The sequence below is a fragment of the Polaribacter sejongensis genome (genome assembly GCF_038024065.1).
GTDB classification, from domain to species: Bacteria; Bacteroidota; Bacteroidia; order Flavobacteriales; family Flavobacteriaceae; genus Polaribacter; species Polaribacter sejongensis.
On sequence record NZ_CP150667.1, the window covers coordinates 573,322 to 592,065 of the forward strand.

15 protein-coding genes are annotated in these 18,744 nt (G+C 32.3%); 10 read left to right on the plus strand and 5 right to left on the minus strand.

Annotated features, from left to right (window positions below; genetic code table 11):
- The first annotated feature begins 11 nt into the window (after positions 1–11).
- From WHD08_RS02040 to scpA, 7 genes are all read left to right on the plus strand, one after another.
- Positions 12–1,571, plus strand: a complete 1,560-nt coding sequence (locus tag WHD08_RS02040) for an acyl-CoA carboxylase subunit beta (RefSeq protein WP_165731148.1) — start codon at positions 12–14, stop codon at positions 1,569–1,571.
- Complete coding sequence (locus WHD08_RS02045) at positions 1,571–1,930, plus strand: OadG family protein (RefSeq protein ID WP_165731149.1); 360 nt, start codon at positions 1,571–1,573, stop codon at positions 1,928–1,930. The genes WHD08_RS02040 and WHD08_RS02045 overlap by 1 nt, the downstream gene beginning before the upstream one ends.
- A 3-nt stretch (positions 1,931–1,933) precedes the next feature.
- On the plus strand, positions 1,934–2,353 hold the full coding sequence (locus tag WHD08_RS02050; protein WP_165731150.1) for a biotin/lipoyl-containing protein: 420 nt from the start codon (positions 1,934–1,936) through the stop codon (positions 2,351–2,353).
- Between the two features lie 10 nt (positions 2,354–2,363).
- Positions 2,364–3,695 carry a sodium ion-translocating decarboxylase subunit beta gene (locus WHD08_RS02055; protein WP_165731151.1) on the plus strand — a complete coding sequence of 444 codons (1,332 nt, stop codon included), beginning with the start codon at positions 2,364–2,366 and terminating at the stop codon, positions 3,693–3,695.
- Positions 3,696–3,760: 65 nt separating this feature from the next.
- A complete protein-coding gene (locus WHD08_RS02060) occupies positions 3,761–5,050 on the plus strand; it encodes an acetyl-CoA hydrolase/transferase family protein (protein ID WP_208889415.1) in 1,290 nt (429 codons plus the stop codon).
- Between the two features lie 76 nt (positions 5,051–5,126).
- Positions 5,127–6,926 (plus strand): methylmalonyl-CoA mutase family protein, encoded by a 1,800-nt coding sequence (locus WHD08_RS02065; protein ID WP_208889414.1) that lies wholly within the window; start codon positions 5,127–5,129, stop codon positions 6,924–6,926.
- Positions 6,923–9,055, plus strand: a complete 2,133-nt coding sequence (scpA, locus tag WHD08_RS02070; RefSeq protein ID WP_208889413.1) for a methylmalonyl-CoA mutase — start codon at positions 6,923–6,925, stop codon at positions 9,053–9,055. The genes WHD08_RS02065 and scpA overlap by 4 nt, the downstream gene beginning before the upstream one ends.
- 398 nt (positions 9,056–9,453) lie before the next feature.
- Here the strand turns inward: scpA and WHD08_RS02075 are convergent, their stop codons facing one another.
- From WHD08_RS02075 to WHD08_RS02095, 5 genes are all read right to left on the minus strand, one after another.
- Positions 9,454–10,206 carry an acyl-[acyl-carrier-protein] thioesterase gene (locus WHD08_RS02075; RefSeq protein ID WP_208889412.1) on the minus strand — a complete coding sequence of 251 codons (753 nt, stop codon included), beginning with the start codon at positions 10,204–10,206 and terminating at the stop codon, positions 9,454–9,456.
- A 29-nt stretch (positions 10,207–10,235) separates the two neighbouring features.
- Positions 10,236–11,249, minus strand: a complete 1,014-nt coding sequence (meaB, locus tag WHD08_RS02080; protein ID WP_208889411.1) for a methylmalonyl Co-A mutase-associated GTPase MeaB — start codon at positions 11,247–11,249, stop codon at positions 10,236–10,238.
- Between the two features lie 193 nt (positions 11,250–11,442).
- Positions 11,443–12,561 carry a tetratricopeptide repeat protein gene (locus tag WHD08_RS02085; RefSeq protein WP_208889410.1) on the minus strand — a complete coding sequence of 373 codons (1,119 nt, stop codon included), beginning with the start codon at positions 12,559–12,561 and terminating at the stop codon, positions 11,443–11,445.
- Between the two features lie 125 nt (positions 12,562–12,686).
- A complete protein-coding gene (locus WHD08_RS02090; RefSeq protein ID WP_208889409.1) occupies positions 12,687–13,427 on the minus strand; it encodes an acyl-CoA desaturase in 741 nt (246 codons plus the stop codon).
- A 164-nt stretch (positions 13,428–13,591) separates the two neighbouring features.
- Entirely contained in the window at positions 13,592–14,161 is a 570-nt protein-coding gene (locus tag WHD08_RS02095) for a Crp/Fnr family transcriptional regulator (RefSeq protein WP_208889408.1), read from the minus strand.
- Between the two features lie 174 nt (positions 14,162–14,335).
- Here WHD08_RS02095 and WHD08_RS02100 point away from each other — a divergent pair, with 174 nt between their 5' ends.
- The 3 genes from WHD08_RS02100 (at position 14,336) to WHD08_RS02110 (ending at position 18,730) form a co-directional block, all read left to right on the plus strand.
- Positions 14,336–15,676, plus strand: a complete 1,341-nt coding sequence (locus tag WHD08_RS02100; protein WP_208889407.1) for a DEAD/DEAH box helicase — start codon at positions 14,336–14,338, stop codon at positions 15,674–15,676.
- A 194-nt stretch (positions 15,677–15,870) separates the two neighbouring features.
- Positions 15,871–17,178: a DEAD/DEAH box helicase gene (locus WHD08_RS02105; RefSeq protein ID WP_208889406.1), complete on the plus strand. Its 1,308-nt coding sequence runs from the start codon at positions 15,871–15,873 to the stop codon at positions 17,176–17,178.
- Positions 17,179–17,194: 16 nt separating this feature from the next.
- The gene (locus WHD08_RS02110) at positions 17,195–18,730 is read left to right on the plus strand and encodes an SDR family NAD(P)-dependent oxidoreductase (RefSeq protein WP_208889405.1); all 1,536 of its coding nucleotides are present in this window, start codon (positions 17,195–17,197) and stop codon (positions 18,728–18,730) included.
- Positions 18,731–18,744 lie beyond the last annotated feature (14 nt).

Genomic DNA, 18,744 nt, shown 5'->3' on the forward strand with positions numbered 1-18,744 from the left:
CTTATATAAAAATGGCAAATCAAGATAAAATTAACGAACTCATAGAAAAAAGAGCGGAAGCTAAAATGGGTGGTGGAGAAAAACGTATCGATTCTCAGCATGCTAAAGGTAAATTAACTGCACGCGAGCGTATAGATATTCTTTTAGACGATGATAGTTTTGAAGAGTTTGATATGTTTGTAACACACAGAACAAAGTCTTTTGGATTGGATAAACAAATTTACCTTTCGGATGGTGTTGTTACAGGTCATGGTACTATAGACGGCAGAATTGTCTATGTATTTGCACAAGATTTTACCGTATTCGGAGGTTCTTTATCAGAAACATATGCATTAAAGATATGTAAGGTGATGGATATGGCAATGAAAATTGGTGTTCCAGTAATTGGTTTAAATGATTCTGGTGGAGCACGTATTCAAGAAGGGGTAAGGTCTTTAGCTGGTTATGCAGAGATTTTTCAAAGAAATATTATGGCTTCTGGGGTAATTCCTCAAATTTCTTCAATTTTAGGTCCTTGTGCTGGTGGCGCGGTGTATTCTCCGGCTTTAACAGATTTCACTATTATGACAGAAAACACAAGTTATATGTTTGTTACAGGTCCTAAAGTGGTAAAAACCGTTACTGGTGAAGTTGTTACTGCAGAAGAATTAGGTGGCGCTAAAATTCACTCTACTAGATCTGGAGTTTCTCACTTCTTAGCAGCAAATGATGAGGAAAACTTATTATTAGTTCGTAAGTTACTAAGTTACTTGCCTTCAAACAATTTAGAAGAAGCGCCAATACTTGCATGTAACGACCCAGTTGACAGGTTAGAAGATGCTTTAAATGAAATTATCCCAGAAAATCCTAATCAACCTTATGATATTGTTGATGTAATTTCAATACTTGCCGATAATGGCGAGTTTACAGAAGTTCATAGAAATTATGCTAGAAATATTTGTGTAGGTTTTGCAAGGTTTAATGGTCGTCCGGTTGGTATTGTTGCCAATCAACCAAAATATTATGCAGGTGTTTTAGATATTGATGCTTCTAGAAAAGCTGCACGATTTGTTCGTTTTTGTGATGCCTTTAATATAGCCATTGTGACACTTGTTGATGTACCAGGGTTCTTACCGGGAACAGGGCAAGAATATGGCGGAATTATTTTACACGGAGCAAAATTATTATTTGCTTATGGAGAAGCTACTGTACCTAAAGTTACAATTACACTTCGTAAATCTTATGGAGGAGCGCATGATGTTATGAGTTGTAAGCAACTACGCGGAGATGTAAATTATGCATGGCCAACCGCAGAAATTGCTGTAATGGGAGCAAAAGGTGCTGTAGAGGTTTTAGAAGGATCTAATATTAGAAAAATAGAAGATGCGGATGAAAAGCAAGAGTACATTCAGAAAAAAGAGGATGAGTACACTGCAAGGTTTGCAAATCCTTACATGGCAGCAAAATACGGATTTATAGATGATGTAATCGAGCCAAGAAACACTCGTTTCAGAATTATTAGAGCTTTAGAATTACTTCAGAATAAAAAAGATGTAAATCCACCAAAGAAACACTCAAACATTCCATTATAATGACATACTTAGTTTTAAATACAGAGATTATAAGTGAAGGATACGTTATTTTATTTACAGGATTGTTCATCGTTTTTAGTGCATTGGTATTACTAGCGTTGGTTTTTAATTATGGGTTACCCGTAATGCTTTATGTATATAAAATAATTACAAAAGGAAAGGACAAAAAAGTTAGTGAAATTAAGGTAAAAGGGGATAAAGACTTTACTGGAGAAATATCTGCGGTTATAGGAGCGGCGGTGCACATGTATACAAGTGAACAGCATGATCATGAAAGTGCAATTTTAACAATTAAACAAGTTAAAAAATCATACTCACCTTGGAGTTCTAAAATTTACGGAATTCAAAATAGATTATAACAAATGAAAAGCTATAAATTTAAAGTAAACGAAAACGGCTATACCGTTAATATAAAATCTCATGAAGATAATATTATTCACCTAGAGGTTAATGGCACTTCTTATGAGGTAAAAATGAAGGAAGAGGTTAAAAAAACGAAGACACCTACATTAGTTCGTGCAGCTTCAAAGCAACCAGCAGCACCTTTACAAGTAAATCCAAAATCTGCAAAAACAAAAATTGTAGCCCCAATTCCTGGAGTTGTTTTATCTATTGATGTAAAAGTAGGGGATACACTTAAAGTGGGAGATAGAATGCTTGTTTTAGAAGCAATGAAAATGGAAAATAGCATTGTCTGTGAAAAAGCAGGTACTATTACAGCTATTAAAATTAGTGTTGGCCAACAGGTGTTGCATGATGAATTAATGATAGAACTAGAATAAAACACGAAACATGAAAAAAGTAATTTTAATATTTTGTGTTTTGTCATTATTGATCTTTATAAGACCAGTATTAGGATTTAGCACAAATTCAAACCAAGACGCCGTAAATAGCACCACAGTCACTACCACGCAAGTGGATATAGCACCGCAACATGAGGGTGTTTTTGAAGGAGCATTTAGAGGAATAAAAAAGTTTTATGGTTATACAGGTTTTGCAAATGCAACGTCTGGAAACTTAATAATGATAATTATTGGAATTATATTTATCTACTTAGGTATTAAGTTTGATTATGAGCCCTTACTACTGATACCCATAGGTGCAGGAGTCATTATAGGAAATATTCCTTTTGTAGCCGGAAATCAAACAGGTATTTACGAAACAGGATCTGTATTAAACTATCTATATTTTGGGGTGGTAAAAGGGATTTACCCACCATTAATATTCTTAGGAATTGGAGCAATGACAGATTTCTCTTCTTTAATTGCAAATCCAAAACTAATGTTATTAGGAGCAGCTGCACAAATTGGTGTTTTTGCGACCTTTATGGGGGCATTATATTTAGGTTTTAACCTTCCAGAAGCAGGTGCAATTGGTATTATTGGTGGAGCCGATGGCCCAACAGCTATTTTCCTTTCATCAAAATTAGCTAATGGAGTTAATGTATTAGCGGATGGTACCACGGTTAAAAATCTAATTGGCCCAATTGCTATTGCTGCTTATTCTTATATGGCGTTGGTTCCTGTAATTCAACCTCCTTTAATGAGAATGTTAATCTCTAAAGAGGATAGAAAAATTAAAATGAAACCACCAAGAGCTGTTACTCAAAAAGAAAAAATGATTTTTCCTGTCGTAGCTTTAATTTTAACAACGTTTATTTCTCCAAGTGCTTTACCATTATTAGGTATGTTATTCTTTGGGAATTTATTAAAAGAATCTGGAAGAACTGAAAGATTAGCAGATACTGCAAGAACTAAATTAATTGATATTGTAACTATTTTATTAGGTGTTACTGTAGGGGCTTCCACCCAGGCAGATATTTTTATCACAAAAGATTCATTATTAATATTTGGTTTAGGAGCTATATCATTTGTAATAGCAACTTGTGGAGGATTATTATTTGCGAAGTTTATGAATAGATTCTTAAAAGAAGGGCATAAAATAAACCCTTTAATTGGTGCAGCAGGAGTTTCAGCTGTTCCAGATAGTGCACGAGTTGTACATACCGAAGGTTTAAAATCAGATCCAAGTAACTATTTATTAATGCACGCCATGGCGCCAAATGTTGCAGGTGTAATAGGCTCTGCAATTGCCGCAGGTATTATTTTAAGTTTCTTAGGATAATGGATAATTAGAAGTTCATTTTAGCGTGTAAATGAACAAAAACAAAATTTTTAAAATTTGATCATATGAAAATACCAAATAAAATGACAGCTGATGAAGCTGTTAAATTAATCAAATCTAACGATAGAGTTTTAATTCAAGGAGGATCAGCTACACCACAAGCTTTAATAAAAGCGATGGTGGCTAGAGCTCCAGAATTAAGAAATGTTGAACTTGTTCATTTACATACAGAGGGAGCTTGTGGATATACAGCACCAGAATTAAGAGAAAGTTTTCATACAAATGCTTTTTTTATTGGTGGAAACGTTCGTAAAATGGTAGGAAACACGGTAGATTATATTCCTGTTTTTTTAAGTGAAATACCAAGTTTATTCCGTGAAGGATATATGAAATTAGATGTGGTATTGGTAAATGTATCGCCACCAGATAAACATGGTTTTTGCTCTTTAGGGGTTTCTGTTGATATTGTTATTTCTGGTATAGAACAAGGTAAAACAATTATTGCTCAAATTAACCCACGCATGCCTCGTACATTTGGAGATGCTCAAATACATTTAAAACATTTTGATGCTTGTGTTGAAGTTGAAGAAGAAATCTACGAAATGAATTTTGTAGAACCATCTGAAATAGAAAAATCTATTGGAGAAAATATTGCTGCAATTATTGATAATGGAGCAACATTACAAATGGGAATTGGAGGGATTCCAAATGCTGTTTTAAAATTCTTACACAACCATAAAAACCTAGGGATACATACAGAAATGTTTTCCGAAGGAATTATAGATTTAGTTGAAAAAGGCGTGGTAAATGGTTCTAAAAAGAAAACAAATCCATATAAAATAGTCTCAGGTTTTGCTATGGGAACACGTCGTTTATATGATTTTATGGATAACAACCCAGAAATTGAAATGAATGATATTGCATATGTAAATGATACTTCTATCATTCGTAAAAACCCAAAAGTAACAGCAATAAATTCTGCAATTGAAGTAGATTTAACAGGGCAAATTTGTGCAGATTCTATTGGTCAGAGAATGTTTTCTGGAGTTGGTGGTCAAATGGACTTTATGCGTGGAGCTGCTTTATCAAAAGGCGGAAAACCAATATGTGCAATTACATCAACAACATCTAAAGGTGTTTCTAAGATTACTCCAGCGTTAAAAGTAGGAGCAGGAGTTGTTACTACTCGTGCGCATGCTAGGTTTATAGCTACAGAATATGGGATAGCAGAACTATTTGGTAAAAATTTAAAACAAAGAGCACAAGCACTAAGAGATATTGCGCACCCAAATCACAGAGAGGAATTGGACAAAGCTATTTTTGAAAGATTTGGAAATAGTTTAATGGTAAAATAAATTTTGAAGGTTATAGTTCTTAAATTTTGTAACTTTAAGGACTATAACCTATTGATATTAAATAAATTCAGACATAATGAGCGAGAAAAATAAAACATTGTTTTCAGATTTTCCTTCAGTTTCTACTGAACAGTGGATGGAAAGAGTGACCGCAGATTTAAAAGGTGCTGATTTTGATAGAAAACTAGTATGGAAAAACCTAACTGGTATCAATTTTCAGCCTTGTTATAATATTGAAAACTCAATAACACAGCTAAAGAATACAGGACAGAATTCACAAGCATTAGTAAACTATAGAAGTGTTACTGCTTGCTGTGGGAAATCTGGTAATGCTTTAGCATTAAAAGCAATTAAAGAAGGTATAAATGGTATTATTTTTCAAATGATAACAAATGTACCCGTTGAAGAGCTTTTAAATGGAATAGACTTAAATGAAATTACTGTTTCCTTTAAATTATTTAATAATGCCATCCCTTTTACAAAGGAATTAGTTGCATTTGCAAAAGGTAAAAACTTAAAAGGCTATATCGATACAAACTTAATTTCGGATTATGTAACAACGGGTGTTTTTAACGAAAGTCTAGTTGATGTTACTGCAGAGTTGGTGAAATTGACAAGTGATTTTCCAAATTTTAAAGCAGTTTCTATTTCTGGAACAGAGTATTTAGATTCTGGAGCAAATCAAGTTCAAGAAATTGCATATACATTAAGTTCTCTAGTTTTCTTAACAGAAAAACTGAAAGAAAAAGGAATTTTAGTTCAAGATATTTTTAATAATCTAAACTTCAATCTAGCCATTGGTTTAGAGTATTTTGTAGAGATTGGTAAATTTAGAGCTTTCAATAACTTATTAGCTGAGGTTGCTGCCAAATATCAGCTTGCTGATTTTTCGAATACAATTACAGCTAAAACATCTATTTGGAGTAAGTCAATTACCGATGCAGAAACTAATTTGTTACGTTGTACAACAGAAGCAATGGCTGCAATTTTAGGTAATGTTGACGGTGTTTTAATAGATGCATATGATAAAGAATTTAAAAGTGCTTCTGATTTTTCAAGCAGAATAGCCGGAAACATAACAACAATTTTAAAAGAAGAATCTTACTTTGGTAAAGTTTCAAACCCTGTAGATGGTTCTTATTATATTGAAGAGGTAAGTTCTAAAATTGCAGAAAAAGCTTTAGAACTTTTTAAAGCGATTGAAGCAGACGGTGGTTTTTATATCAATTTTGAAAATGAAATTATTCAACAGCAAATTGCTGAAATTCGACTTAAAAAATTAAAACTAATTAGTCAGCGTAGAACCCCTATGGTTGGGATTAATAAATACCCGAACCTAATGGAAAAAGTTCCTGTAAACGTTCTTTCTTCAGGAATTACAGATGATCCTAAGGTGCTAATTCCAAGAAGAGCTTCTTTAGAAATTGAAGCAATGCGTAGGGTTACAGAAGAGTTAGTGGCAAGTACTAATGTGCGACCAATTGTACAACTCGCAAGTTACGGAAACTTAACGATGCGTAAAGCAAGAGCTGCTTTTGCGTATGATTTTATAGGAGTAAGTGGTTTTGATGTACATCAAGAAGAAAGTTTTGCAAATGCAGAAGTTGCCGCTACAGAAAGCGCGAAATCAAATTCAAATGTAGTTGTTATTTGTAGTTCAGATGAAGATTACAATGCAACCGCTGTCGATTTTGTAAAAACATTTAGAGCAATTGATACAGACAAAGTCTTACTATTAGCTGGTGCTCCAAAAAACATGGATGAATTAACAGCTGCTGGTTTAGATGGTGTTGTAAATATGAGAACAGATGTTCTTGTTGTGCTTTCTAATATTCAGAAAAAAGTTCAAAAAACCTTTAAATCTTTAGAAGTATGAAACCAGATTTTTCAGATATAAAAATAAATTCAGCTGTTAAACAAACAGTGGCAGCTTCAGAGAATAAAGATGTTTGGAATACTCCTGAAGGAATTCCTGTAAAAAAACAATTTACAAAAGAAGATATTGCAGAGGCAGAACATTTAGGTTTTGCTGCTGGTGTGCCTCCTTTTTTAAGAGGTCCATATAGTGCCATGTATGCCATGCGTCCTTGGACGATTCGTCAATACGCAGGTTTTTCTACTGCGGAAGAGTCAAACGCTTTTTACAGAAGAAATTTAGCAGCAGGTCAAAAAGGACTTTCCGTTGCTTTTGATTTGGCTACACACCGTGGTTACGATTCAGATCATCCGCGTGTAACGGGAGATGTTGGTAAAGCCGGTGTTGCCATAGATTCTATTTTAGATATGGAAATTTTGTTCGATCAAATTCCGTTAGATAAAATGTCAGTTTCTATGACAATGAATGGTGCCGTTTTACCAATTATGGCCTTTTACATTGCAGCCGCAAAAAAACAAGGTGTTTCTTTAGATAAACTTGCTGGAACGATTCAGAATGATATTTTAAAAGAATTTATGGTGCGTAATACATACATTTATCCACCATTACCTTCTATGAAAATTATTGGTGATATTTTTGATTACACCACTAAAAATATGCCGAAGTTTAACTCTATTTCTATTTCTGGTTACCACATGCAAGAAGCAGGTGCAACAGCAGATATTGAATTGGCGTATACTTTAGCAGACGGAATGGAATACATTAGAACCGGATTAAAATCTGGTTTAAAAATTGATGAATTTGCGCCTCGTTTATCATTTTTCTGGGCGGTAGGAATGAATCATTTTATGGAAATTGCTAAAATGCGTGCTGCACGTATGCTTTGGGCAAAAATTATAAAACAATTCAATCCTAAAAATCCAAAATCGATGGCATTGCGTACGCATAGTCAGACTTCTGGTTGGAGTTTAAGTGAGCAGGATCCTTTTAATAATGTGTCTCGTACTTGTATTGAAGCAATGGCGGCAACGTTAGGAGGAACACAGTCTTTACACACCAATGCATTAGATGAAGCAATTGCTTTACCAACAGATTTCTCTGCAAGAATTGCACGTAACACGCAAATTTTTATTCAAGACGAAACCCAAATGACTAAATCTGTAGATCCTTGGGCGGGTTCTTATTATGTGGAGTATTTAACTCAAGAAATTGCGAAGAAAGCTTGGAAATTGATTGAAGAAGTTGAAGAGCTCGGTGGTATGGCAAAGGCTATTGAAACCGGAGTTCCAAAATTACGAATCGAAGAAGCTTCTGCTCGTAAACAAGCTCGTTTAGATTCTGGTCAGGATATTTTAGTTGGAGTGAATAAATTTCAAACAAAAGAAAAAACAAACATAGAAATTTTAGATGTTGATAATACGGTTGTAAGAGATTCTCAAATTGCACGATTAAATAAAATGAAAGCTGAACGTAATTCTGAATTGGTTAAAGCTAATTTAAAAGCGTTAGAAGATTGTGCCGGAAACGGAAAAGGAAATTTATTAGAACTAGCAGTTATTGCTGCCGAAAATTTTGCTACATTAGGTGAAATATCTGATGCTTTAGAAGTTCATTTTGGAAGACATAAAGCAGATACTAAATTGATAAGTGGAGTGTACGGAAAAGAAGTAAATAACGATAGTACGTTTGCGAAAGCGCAAAAATTAACGGATAAGTTTGCAGAAATTGAAGGCCGTAGACCAAGAGTTATGATTGCAAAAATGGGTCAAGATGGGCATGATAGAGGAGCAAAAGTAGTTGCTTCTAGTTTTGCCGATTTAGGTTTTGATGTAGATATGGGATCTTTATTTCAAACTCCAGAAGAAGTAGCAAAACAAGCTATTGAAAACGATGTACATTTTGTAGGAGCGTCTAGTTTAGCGGCTGGTCATAAAACGTTAATTCCGCAATTAATTGGCGAATTAGAAAAATTAGGAAGACCAGATATTATGGTTTTTGCAGGAGGTGTAATTCCTGCACAAGATTATGATTATCTATTAGAAAGAAAAGTAGTCGCTATTTTTGGTCCTGGTACTGTAATTTCTGAATCTGCTATTACGATTATGGAAAAATATTTAGAACAAGAATAAGGTTTAAATTATTTATATTGAAAAGCCCAAACATTTAGTTATTTGGGCTTTTTTGTTTTTTTATATTACTTCAGTTAAAACGTAAAAGAAGTATTTATGTTATACCAATTTAATATTATTATGTCGCTAAAAACAATTGAAAATTTAAATGTCTTCCTGAGCTTGTCGAAGGACATTCAGTAATTTTAAGTTAGTCTTCGACAAAACTGTTTAATAGAGTTGAATGTTAGATAAAATGTTTACATAAAAAAAGTGTTTCCTTTTGATGAATAACTAAAACTCCATGTACTTGGCACTTCTAATACAATGAGAAGTCGCATAACAAGAGGTCTCAAATACTGAGTAATTTTATGTGATTTCTCCTATCGCCTAAAAGACAAAATTGTACCTAATAATTGTTAATACGGCTTCCAAAGTGTCTTTGCAGTAGCACAAATGGTATCGCTTCCTTTAATTTTTATAGTATGTGCAAAAGAATTTTTTGTTTCAAGTCCTTGCGTTAAAGATAGAATGGTGTCTCCAAACTTTGCTTCAGCAATAAAACGACCATCAATTTCATGTAAAAAGTAATTATCTGTAACTTCTTCCGGAATCGATTCAATAACCCATTGTAAATATCGAATATTATTTACGTGTTTGTTGGAATCTGTATCATAACGATTGACTCTAAATTGTTTTGTATGATGAGGTGATTCTACAGCAATTATCTTTTGCTTGATATTACGATTGATAGCGTGCTTATTAAGTAAAGACCATTTTTCTTTAATTTCATTAAAAATAGGAATTGGTTTTCTTTTATCGATGTCAAAGAAAACCCATAAACCTTTTGCACTTCCTATAATATTATTGTTTTCATCGTAAATAATATTTTCTCTATAACCTTTGATAAAAGAGTAGTGGGAGAGCCAAGTTCTAATGGTTATTTTTTCTCTATAGTTAGGATAACGATTCATTTGTAAAACACCAGAAACTAATACCCAACCTACATTTTTTTCTAAGAGATCAAATAAACTATGTCCTATGGAATGAGAATGCTCTGCAGCAGTTTCTTCTAACAAAGCCAAAATAGTTGTTGGCCTTGCTAATCCTTTATTATTCATTTCAAAATACCTCAATTCAAATTGTCTGTCAAAATAATTATCAAATATCATTTTATACAATTTTTAAGGTTCATGAATTATTAATTCAATTTAAAAGAATTTTTGAATTCATCTATAATTTGTTGGGCTGCTTTTACAGGCGAAATTTTAGCTGTGACAATATCTTTTTCTAATTCTGAAAGTTCTCTTTTAATATTTTTTGAACCATAAAACAAGTGTTTCAATTCTTCATTAATATTGTTATACATCCATTTTATTTGTTGATGGTTTCTGTTTTTTAAGAAAAATCCATTCTCATCAACTAATTTTTTAAAGTTTAAAATTTCATCCCAAACTTTATCAATTCCAATGTTTTTTATGGCTGAAGCAGTACTTGCAACAGGAGTCCAACCAGACTCTGAAGCCGGAAAAATATGTAGTGCGTTTTGGTATTGTCTTTTAGCTAGTTTACTCATGGTAATATTATCACCATCGGCCTTATTAATAACAACCATATCTGCCATTTCCATAATTCCTTTTTTTATTCCTTGCAATTCATCACCAGCACCAGCCAACATCAACAATAAAAAGAAATCTGTCATTCCGTGTACCGCAGTTTCAGACTGACCAACACCAACGGTTTCGATTAAAATAACATCGTAACCTGCTGCTTCACAAAGTAACATGGTTTCTCCAGTTTTATTAGAAACACCACCTAAAGTGTCGCCAGATGCGGAAGGTCTAATATAGGCTTCTTGCAAAACTGATAATTCATCCATCCTCGTTTTATCACCTAAAATACTTCCGCGAGAGCGCTGACTACTTGGATCTATAGATAAAATGGCAACTTTATGTCCTAATTTCACCAAATGCAACCCAAAGACTTCAATAAAAGTACTTTTACCAACGCCAGGAACTCCTGTAATACCAATTCGTATGGATTTCCCTGAACTTGGTAATATCTCTTGAACTATTTCCTTTGCTAAACTTTTGTCGCTTTCTAAATTACTTTCAATAATAGTAATTGCCCTAGACAGAATTACTCTATCACCTTTTAAAATACCATCTATATAAGCTTGTGCAGGTAGTCTTTTTTTTGGCTTGTAGTTTTTCATTTTAGAGATAGAAAGGTAGGTTTATAGCTTGAGTTCAGTGTCTAACAAAGATACTAAAAATGAAAAAAACACCACTTATTAAAGGGTGTTTTTAAATGATTTTTATAGAAATTATAGGTGAATGATCTTTAAAAATCGACCATGATATTGATGCTAAATATTTTTGTTTTATTGTTTCCTTTTTCTGCTAATATTATTTAGAGGTATAATACCTACTAAGTAGCTCTTTTACTTCATTGGTCTCATAAATTTTGTCATATTTATATTCTTCAGCTTTCAATAAAGTAATATAAGCTTTGTTTAACTGATTATTATCTATGTAAATTAAAGCTAAACATCTATAGGCATATGAATTTGCAGGGTTTTCTTCTAAAGCTTTTTGTAAATCTATAATTCCTTCTTCTAACCTTCCTAACCTATAATATATTTCGCCTCTTGTGGCCCAAATAGTTTTTTCTTCTGAAATGTTTTTTCTACTTAATTTATGACTTCTTTCATCAAGTATGGTTTTTTCAATAAAACCTAAAGCTTTCTGGTAGTTCCCTTTTTCTAAATATATTTTTGCTTTATTAAAAAAAGCATAATAATTTTTGGGGTTAATTTCATGACATTTATCTAAGAATGTAAGTGCTAAATCGTAGTCTTTAATTCTTAATAATAACCAACCTAAATTATTTAATACTGCTTGATTATCGTTTTGGATAGCCAAAGCTTTAAAACCATACATTAAAGCTTTTTCATAATCTTCTGTATAAGTGTAATCTATAGCCATACTGTGGTATATGCTTCTTTGTGCAGATCTTTTTATTTGACTTGGACTTAACTTTGATAGAATAAAATTAAAATCTTCTAAAGCTTCGTCATAAAAACCAAGGTTTGAATTTAATTTAGCCCTTAAGAATGTGTATTTTAAATTATTTCTATAATGTGATAAATAATCATTGCATTCTCTTAATCTTTTATAATCTTTTTTCCCCTTAATGACTTCTCCTTTTAACGTATAATCTATACGTTTTTTAACGATGTTATTTTTATACTTCCAGACTGTTTTAACTTTACCGTTTGGGTAGTAGAAATTGGCAATACTATCATGATGTCCTTTTGAATTAAATACATAATTAGATTGTATAGCTCCGCTTCTGTAAAAGGTTTTATACCCTAAAAGTTTGCCGGAATTAAAATTTCTAACTACTCTGATATTTCCATTTTTGTAATAAGATTTAATAGGTAAATCTTTATACAATTTTGCTCTTTGAGAATACCCCAACAAAGGGATTAAAAATAATAAAAACCTAACTATCATTTTATTCATATTCTTGTTTTTCTCAAAAATACAGATAAATATTGTTTTAAAAGCTACTTTGCCATTACTCAATAAAATATTCTATTCAAAATAAATGAGGAATTACAGATGGGAGAAATTCATTTTTATTCAAATTAATTCTTAACGTTTATAGACTTCAATTTTATAAGTCCAAAAAAGTCTAAAACCTTAATAATTACATAAGTCATATCTATTTCGTGCCATTTAACTCCAAAATTTGGACTACTAGCATGTTTGTGGTGATTGTTGTGATAACCTTCGCCCATCATAAGGAAATCGAAGTGAAAAAGGTTCTTACTTGTGTTCTTCATTTTGAAGTTTACATAGCCGTAAATGTGTCCGAACCAGTTAATAATCACACCGTGAATTGGCGCCATTAAAAAAGCGATAGGTAATAACAACCATTGCCACCAAGCGGTTACAAAAAAGACAAAGAATAGAATGTAAAAGGTAATCCAAAGTAAACGAGAAAAACGAGAACCAGCAAAAGTATCAAAAGATTTCCATTGTGGTACATTTTTAGTAAAACGATCATCAATAGCAATGCGTTGCTCATTAATATCTTGATAAATAGTTTTCGTTTTCCACATCATTGCAAACATATTTGCATCGTAAGAAGGTGAATGTGGATCTTTTTCTGTGTCTGTATATGCATGATGCATTCTGTGCATAATTCCGTATCCGTAAGCACTTAAATAACTAGATCCTTGAAAAACCCAAGTTAAAATAAAAGTGATTTTTTCCATGGTTTTAGACATGGTAAATACTTGATGTGCTGCATAACGATGTAAAAAGAAAGATTGAAAAAACAAACCTCCATACCAAAGCACTATAATAAAAATAACTACTGCCATATTTAAAAATTTTGACAAAGATAGTTTGCTGTTTTAGGTGAAACAATGAACCTAAATCAATAAAAAAATAAAAAAGAGCGTTGGGCTTTAAGAACCAAGAACCAATACTAATTTTTGTAATAAAAAGGATACCTTAAAAAGTGTTATAAAATGTATTGATATGATTAAATACGTTTTCTAATTCGGCTTAAAGCCTGTGCGGTAACACCAATATAAGAACTGACATATTTTAAAGGGATTTCTTTTAAAATTTCTGGACGGTCTTTAAATAATTTAAGATAACGTTCTTCTGCAGTTAGGTTTAATAGATTTTGTTCTCTGCTAGATTTGATTAAAAACAGTCGTTCTGCGGTTAATCTTCCTATTAAATTACCAATTTGGGTTTTTTTATAAATTTCTTGTAAATCGGTGTAAGAAACACTTAATATGGTAGTTTCTGTGAGTGCTTGTAGTTCATAAGCAGAAGGTTTTCTGGTTAAAAAAGAATCATAAGCACTAATAAATTGGTCTTTAAAACTAAATCCAAAAGTAATTTCTTTTTCAGGATTTTCTTTAGGGATATACAAGCGTACCACACCAGATTCTATAAATGAAATATGGTTTTCAATTTCGTTTAATTTTAAGAAAACAGCTTTCTTTTTAATAACACGAGGCTGCAATTTAGACGTAAAAAAGTCCCAATCTTCTTGAGATATGTTGGCTATTTGCTGTAAGTATGCTTTTATCTGTTTCAAATGAATATTTATACTAAAATAGAGTTGCAAATATACGGATTCAAAAAGCCGCTTTTAAGCTTATTTTTGAGTATTCTGATCATTTTATTTTCAATTAAAATATTTTAAATTCAAGAGCCATAATTTCTTTAATTAACAAGAACGATATTGCTACCTTTGCAAAAAATATATTTAATGTCAAAAACTTTTTCATCTTTAGGAATTCATAAAGAATTAGAAGCACGTTTAGCAAAATTAGAAATTACAGTTCCTACTGCGGTTCAAGAAAAAACCATTCCTTTTATCTTGCATAAAAAGAAAGATATGGTGGTTTTAGCAAAAACAGGAACGGGAAAAACAGCTGCTTTTGGTTTGCCTTTATTGCAAAAAATTAAAGCTGATGAAACACATATTCAAGTTTTAATTTTAGCTCCTACAAGAGAATTAGGTCATCAGATATATGACAATTTACTTTCTTTTTCTTCGGATGAACAAAAGGAGAAAATTGTTTCTATTTGTGGAGGAATCCCAATAAAACCGCAGATTGAAGCGATTAAAAAGAAGCCTAGTATTGTAATTGCAACTCCAGGTAGATTGGTAGATTTAATGAAACGTGAAGCGATTGATATTACAAAAATCAATTACTTTGTTTTAGATGAAGCAGATGAAATGGTAAGCGCTTTAAAGGAAGAAGTAGATGCTATTATAAAAGAAATTCCGAATGTTAGAAGAACATTGTTGTTTACAGCAACAATGCCTGGAACAATCAAGCAATTGATACAAAACTATATGTCTAAACACGTAGAACATATAGAAACGGATATGGATTCTGTTGGACATAAAGGCATCGATCATCAATATGTGGTGGTAGAACCGATAGAAAAATTGAATGTTTTAATGCACTTTTTATCGACTAAAGAAGGAGAACGCGGAATTATTTTCTGTAAAACCAAAGCTGCCGTTAATAAATTAGCTAAAAATTTAGCGATTAATAAATTTTCATCAGGTGCTTTACACGGTAGTTTAACTCAAGGGATTCGTGATCGAGTAATGGGACAATTTAGAGAAGGAAATATCGATATTTTGGTGGCTACAGATTTAGCTGCTCGTGGTATTGATGTAAAAGAAATTTCTTACGTAGTAAATTACCATTTACCAGATAAATATGAAACGTATGTGCATAGAAGCGGTAGAACGGCTAGGGCAGGAGCAACGGGGCTTTCTTTAAGTGTGATACAACCAGAAGAATTAGAAGAAATTCCTGAATTTGAAGAAGATTTAGGGTTGGTTTTTAAAGAATATAAAAAAGCAGATGCACAAAGTATTGAAGATAACAATACCATTCTTTGGGCTAAAAAAGTGTTTAAAGCAAAACCAAATCGTGCTATTTCAGAAGATTTAAAAGCAGAGATTAAAACGATATTTCATCATTTAACCAAAGAAGAATTGGTAGATAAAGTTTTGTCTAATTATTTAGCACAAACAGCTAGTGCAAAGACAAAACCAGAGGTAATTAAAAAGAAGAAAAAGAAATAAACAATATTATTTACCACAGAGGAACATAGAAAACATAAGCTATATGAGCTATGTATCTATGTGGTAATTTTTCTAAACAGTAAGTTATATAAACTGTCAATGGTCGTTATAAATATTTAAGTTCGCCTTAATTTTATTCAACCAGACATCAATAAAAAAGTAAATGATACCATTTACTAAAAAAAGAAATAAGTATGGCAAATAACATTAAAAGTCAACAAGATATATTATCAAAATTGCAGATTGAAGAGTTAAATCAAATGCAAAAAGAAGCGATTGCCACCATTAATAAAAACGACAATGTAATCTTACTTTCGCCAACAGGAACAGGTAAAACATTGGCTTTTTCTTTGCCTTTATTAGAACTTTTAGATCCAAGTTTAGAAGAAGTACAAGCATTGATTTTAGTGCCTTCTAGAGAGTTAGCAATTCAAATAGAGCAAGTAATTCGTTCTATGGGTTCTGGTTTTAAAGTAAATGCAGTTTACGGTGGTAGACCGATGTCTAAAGATAAGATAGAATTAAAACATATTCCTGCAATTTTAATAGGAACACCTGGTAGAATTTCAGATCATTTTGCAAACGATCGTTTTTCTAAAGACCACATTAAAACTTTAATTTTAGATGAATTTGATAAGTCTTTAGAGGTTGGTTTTGAATATGAAATGCGTAATATCATCAATCAATTATCATTAAATAAACGCATATTAACTTCTGCAACACAAGGAGTTGAAATTCCTGAATTTGTAGGTTTAAGTAAACCAAATACCGTTAATTATTTAAAAGCAGTAACTTCTAAATTAGAAATAAGAACAGTAGTTTCTCCGGCTAAAAATAAACTAAATACCTTATTACATTTACTAAATCATTTAGGAAATAAGCAAGGGATTGTTTTTTGTAATTTAAAAGATTCTATAAATAACGTAAGTACATTTTTAGAAAGCAAGAACATAAAACACGGTTGTTTTAGTGGTGGAATGGAGCAAAAGGATAGAGAACGTTCTTTAATAAAATTTAGAAACGGAACCAATCAATTATTAATTGCAACAGATTTAGCAGCAAGAGGAATTGATGTGCCAGAAATGAGTTTTATAATTCATTATGAATTACCGCAAGCCGTAGAAGAATTTACACATAGAAACGGACGTACAGCAAGAGTTTCTGCAGAAGGAACTGCCTTTGTTCTAAAATGGAAAGACGAACGTTTACCAGACTTTATTAAGCATGCTGATTTACAAAACATTTCTAAACAAGCAGAAAGAAGTCCTGTTTTTTGGGAAACATTATTTATTTCTGGAGGTAGAAAAGACAAAGTTTCTAAAGGAGATATTGCTGGTTTGTTTATAAAACAAGGAAAATTAAGTAAAGATCAATTAGGAGCAATTGAGTTGAAACAAGATTGTGCTTTTGTGGCAGTTCCATCTACATTAACAGAAGAATTGATAGAGAAATTAAACAACTCTCGTTTAAAAAAGAAAAAAGTACGTATTTACAAAGTGTAAGTAGAAGTGTAAGAATATGAGTAATAAAGAATTAAATACAGAAGTAAGTTCGTGTATCAATACACTTCAAAAATTATTGGAGGACACGAATCAACTTTTTGAATTGCCAGAAGAACAAAGAGTCGCACTTTTTAAAGTTGCTGGCGAATTGTCTCGTCCAAATCGTGATGAATTTCAACGCAGACGTAAAGACGCAAAAAAAGCGGCAAAGCGTAAAATGATTGAAAGCGATAAACACGCTAGAAAATCAACCGGAATTCGTTCAGCAAGAGAAGCAGCTTTATTTGTGGCGCCTAAATTATTAGGAGCAGCAGAATTAAATGAAGATACACCAGAATTAGAATCGCCAAGAAATTGTTATGTATGTAAAACGGTTTTTACCAAGTTGCATCATTTTTATGATACGATGTGTACAGAATGTGGCGATTTAAATTATGCAAAACGTTTTCAAACTACAGATTTAAAAGGACAAGTAGCTGTAATCACAGGTTCTCGTTTAAAAATCGGATATCACATTACATTAATGTGTTTACGTTCTGGAGCAACGGTTGTAGCAACAACTCGTTTTCCTGCAGATTCTGCGATTCGTTTTGCAAAAGAAGAAGATTATAAAGATTGGAGTCATCGTTTGCACATTCATGGCTTAGATTTACGACACATACCAAGTGTAGAAATTTTCTGTAATTATATAGAACAAAAATACGATCGATTAGATATTTTAATCAACAATGCAGCGCAAACAGTAAGAAGACCATCTGGTTTTTATTTCCATTTAATGGAGAACGAAAAGAAACCGATAAATCAATTACCAAAGTTAGCACAAAGGTTATTACAAGATCATGAAGGTTGTTTAGAAGAATTGGCAGACTTAAGTGTGTCTACTGCTAAAACGGATAAAAATAATGTCTTGCCAGTTACTTGGCACGGACCAGAACCAGGAATTGGTTTAAGAAATTCGGCTGAATTATCTCAAATTCCGTATAGTTTTGACAATTCGTTACAAACGGCAGAAGTTTTTCCGGAAGGAGAATTAGATGCAGATTTACAACAAGTAGATTTAAGAAAAACCAACAGTTGGCGTTTAAAATTAGGCGAAATAGAAACTACAGAAATGGTAGAAGTACAGTTAGTAAATGCTGTTGCTCCGTTTGTGTTATGTAATCGTTTGTCTAATTTAATGATGAAAGAAAATACAGGTAAAAAACATATTATCAATGTAACTGCCATGGAAGGGAAGTTTCATCGATTTAAAAAGGTAGACAGACATCCGCATACAAATATGGCAAAAGCAGCCTTAAATATGTTAACGCATACGTCTGCATCTACATTTGCTAAAAAAGGTATTTATATGAATGCGGTTGATACTGGTTGGGTTACAGATGAAGATCCTGCAGAATTGTCTAAGCATAAAGTAGAAACTCACGATTTTCAGCCACCTTTAGATATTGTAGATGGTGCCGCAAGAGTGATGGATCCTTTAATTGATGGAATTAACACAGGGAAACACTGGTCTGGTAAATTTTTGAAAGATTATTTTCCGATAGATTGGTAGAATTTATAGTATAA

Excerpts from the sequence above, each read along its gene's own strand:
- WHD08_RS02040 (WP_165731148.1), top strand. The coding sequence starts at position 12 with ATGGCAAATCAAGATAAAATTAACGAACTCATAGAAAAAAGAGCGGAA.
- WHD08_RS02100 (WP_208889407.1), top strand. The coding sequence starts at position 14,336 with ATGTCAAAAACTTTTTCATCTTTAGGAATTCATAAAGAATTAGAAGCA.
- WHD08_RS02050 (WP_165731150.1), top strand. The coding sequence starts at position 1,934 with ATGAAAAGCTATAAATTTAAAGTAAACGAAAACGGCTATACCGTTAAT.
- WHD08_RS02060 (WP_208889415.1), top strand. The coding sequence starts at position 3,761 with ATGAAAATACCAAATAAAATGACAGCTGATGAAGCTGTTAAATTAATC.
- WHD08_RS02105 (WP_208889406.1), top strand. The coding sequence starts at position 15,871 with ATGGCAAATAACATTAAAAGTCAACAAGATATATTATCAAAATTGCAG.
- WHD08_RS02110 (WP_208889405.1), top strand. The coding sequence starts at position 17,195 with ATGAGTAATAAAGAATTAAATACAGAAGTAAGTTCGTGTATCAATACA.
- scpA (WP_208889413.1), top strand. The coding sequence starts at position 6,923 with ATGAAACCAGATTTTTCAGATATAAAAATAAATTCAGCTGTTAAACAA.
- WHD08_RS02065 (WP_208889414.1), top strand. The coding sequence starts at position 5,127 with ATGAGCGAGAAAAATAAAACATTGTTTTCAGATTTTCCTTCAGTTTCT.
- WHD08_RS02045 (WP_165731149.1), top strand. The coding sequence starts at position 1,571 with ATGACATACTTAGTTTTAAATACAGAGATTATAAGTGAAGGATACGTT.
- WHD08_RS02075 (WP_208889412.1), bottom strand. The coding sequence starts at position 10,206 with ATGATATTTGATAATTATTTTGACAGACAATTTGAATTGAGGTATTTT.
- meaB (WP_208889411.1), bottom strand. The coding sequence starts at position 11,249 with ATGAAAAACTACAAGCCAAAAAAAAGACTACCTGCACAAGCTTATATA.
- WHD08_RS02090 (WP_208889409.1), bottom strand. The coding sequence starts at position 13,427 with ATGGCAGTAGTTATTTTTATTATAGTGCTTTGGTATGGAGGTTTGTTT.
- WHD08_RS02055 (WP_165731151.1), top strand. The coding sequence starts at position 2,364 with ATGAAAAAAGTAATTTTAATATTTTGTGTTTTGTCATTATTGATCTTT.
- WHD08_RS02085 (WP_208889410.1), bottom strand. The coding sequence starts at position 12,561 with ATGAATAAAATGATAGTTAGGTTTTTATTATTTTTAATCCCTTTGTTG.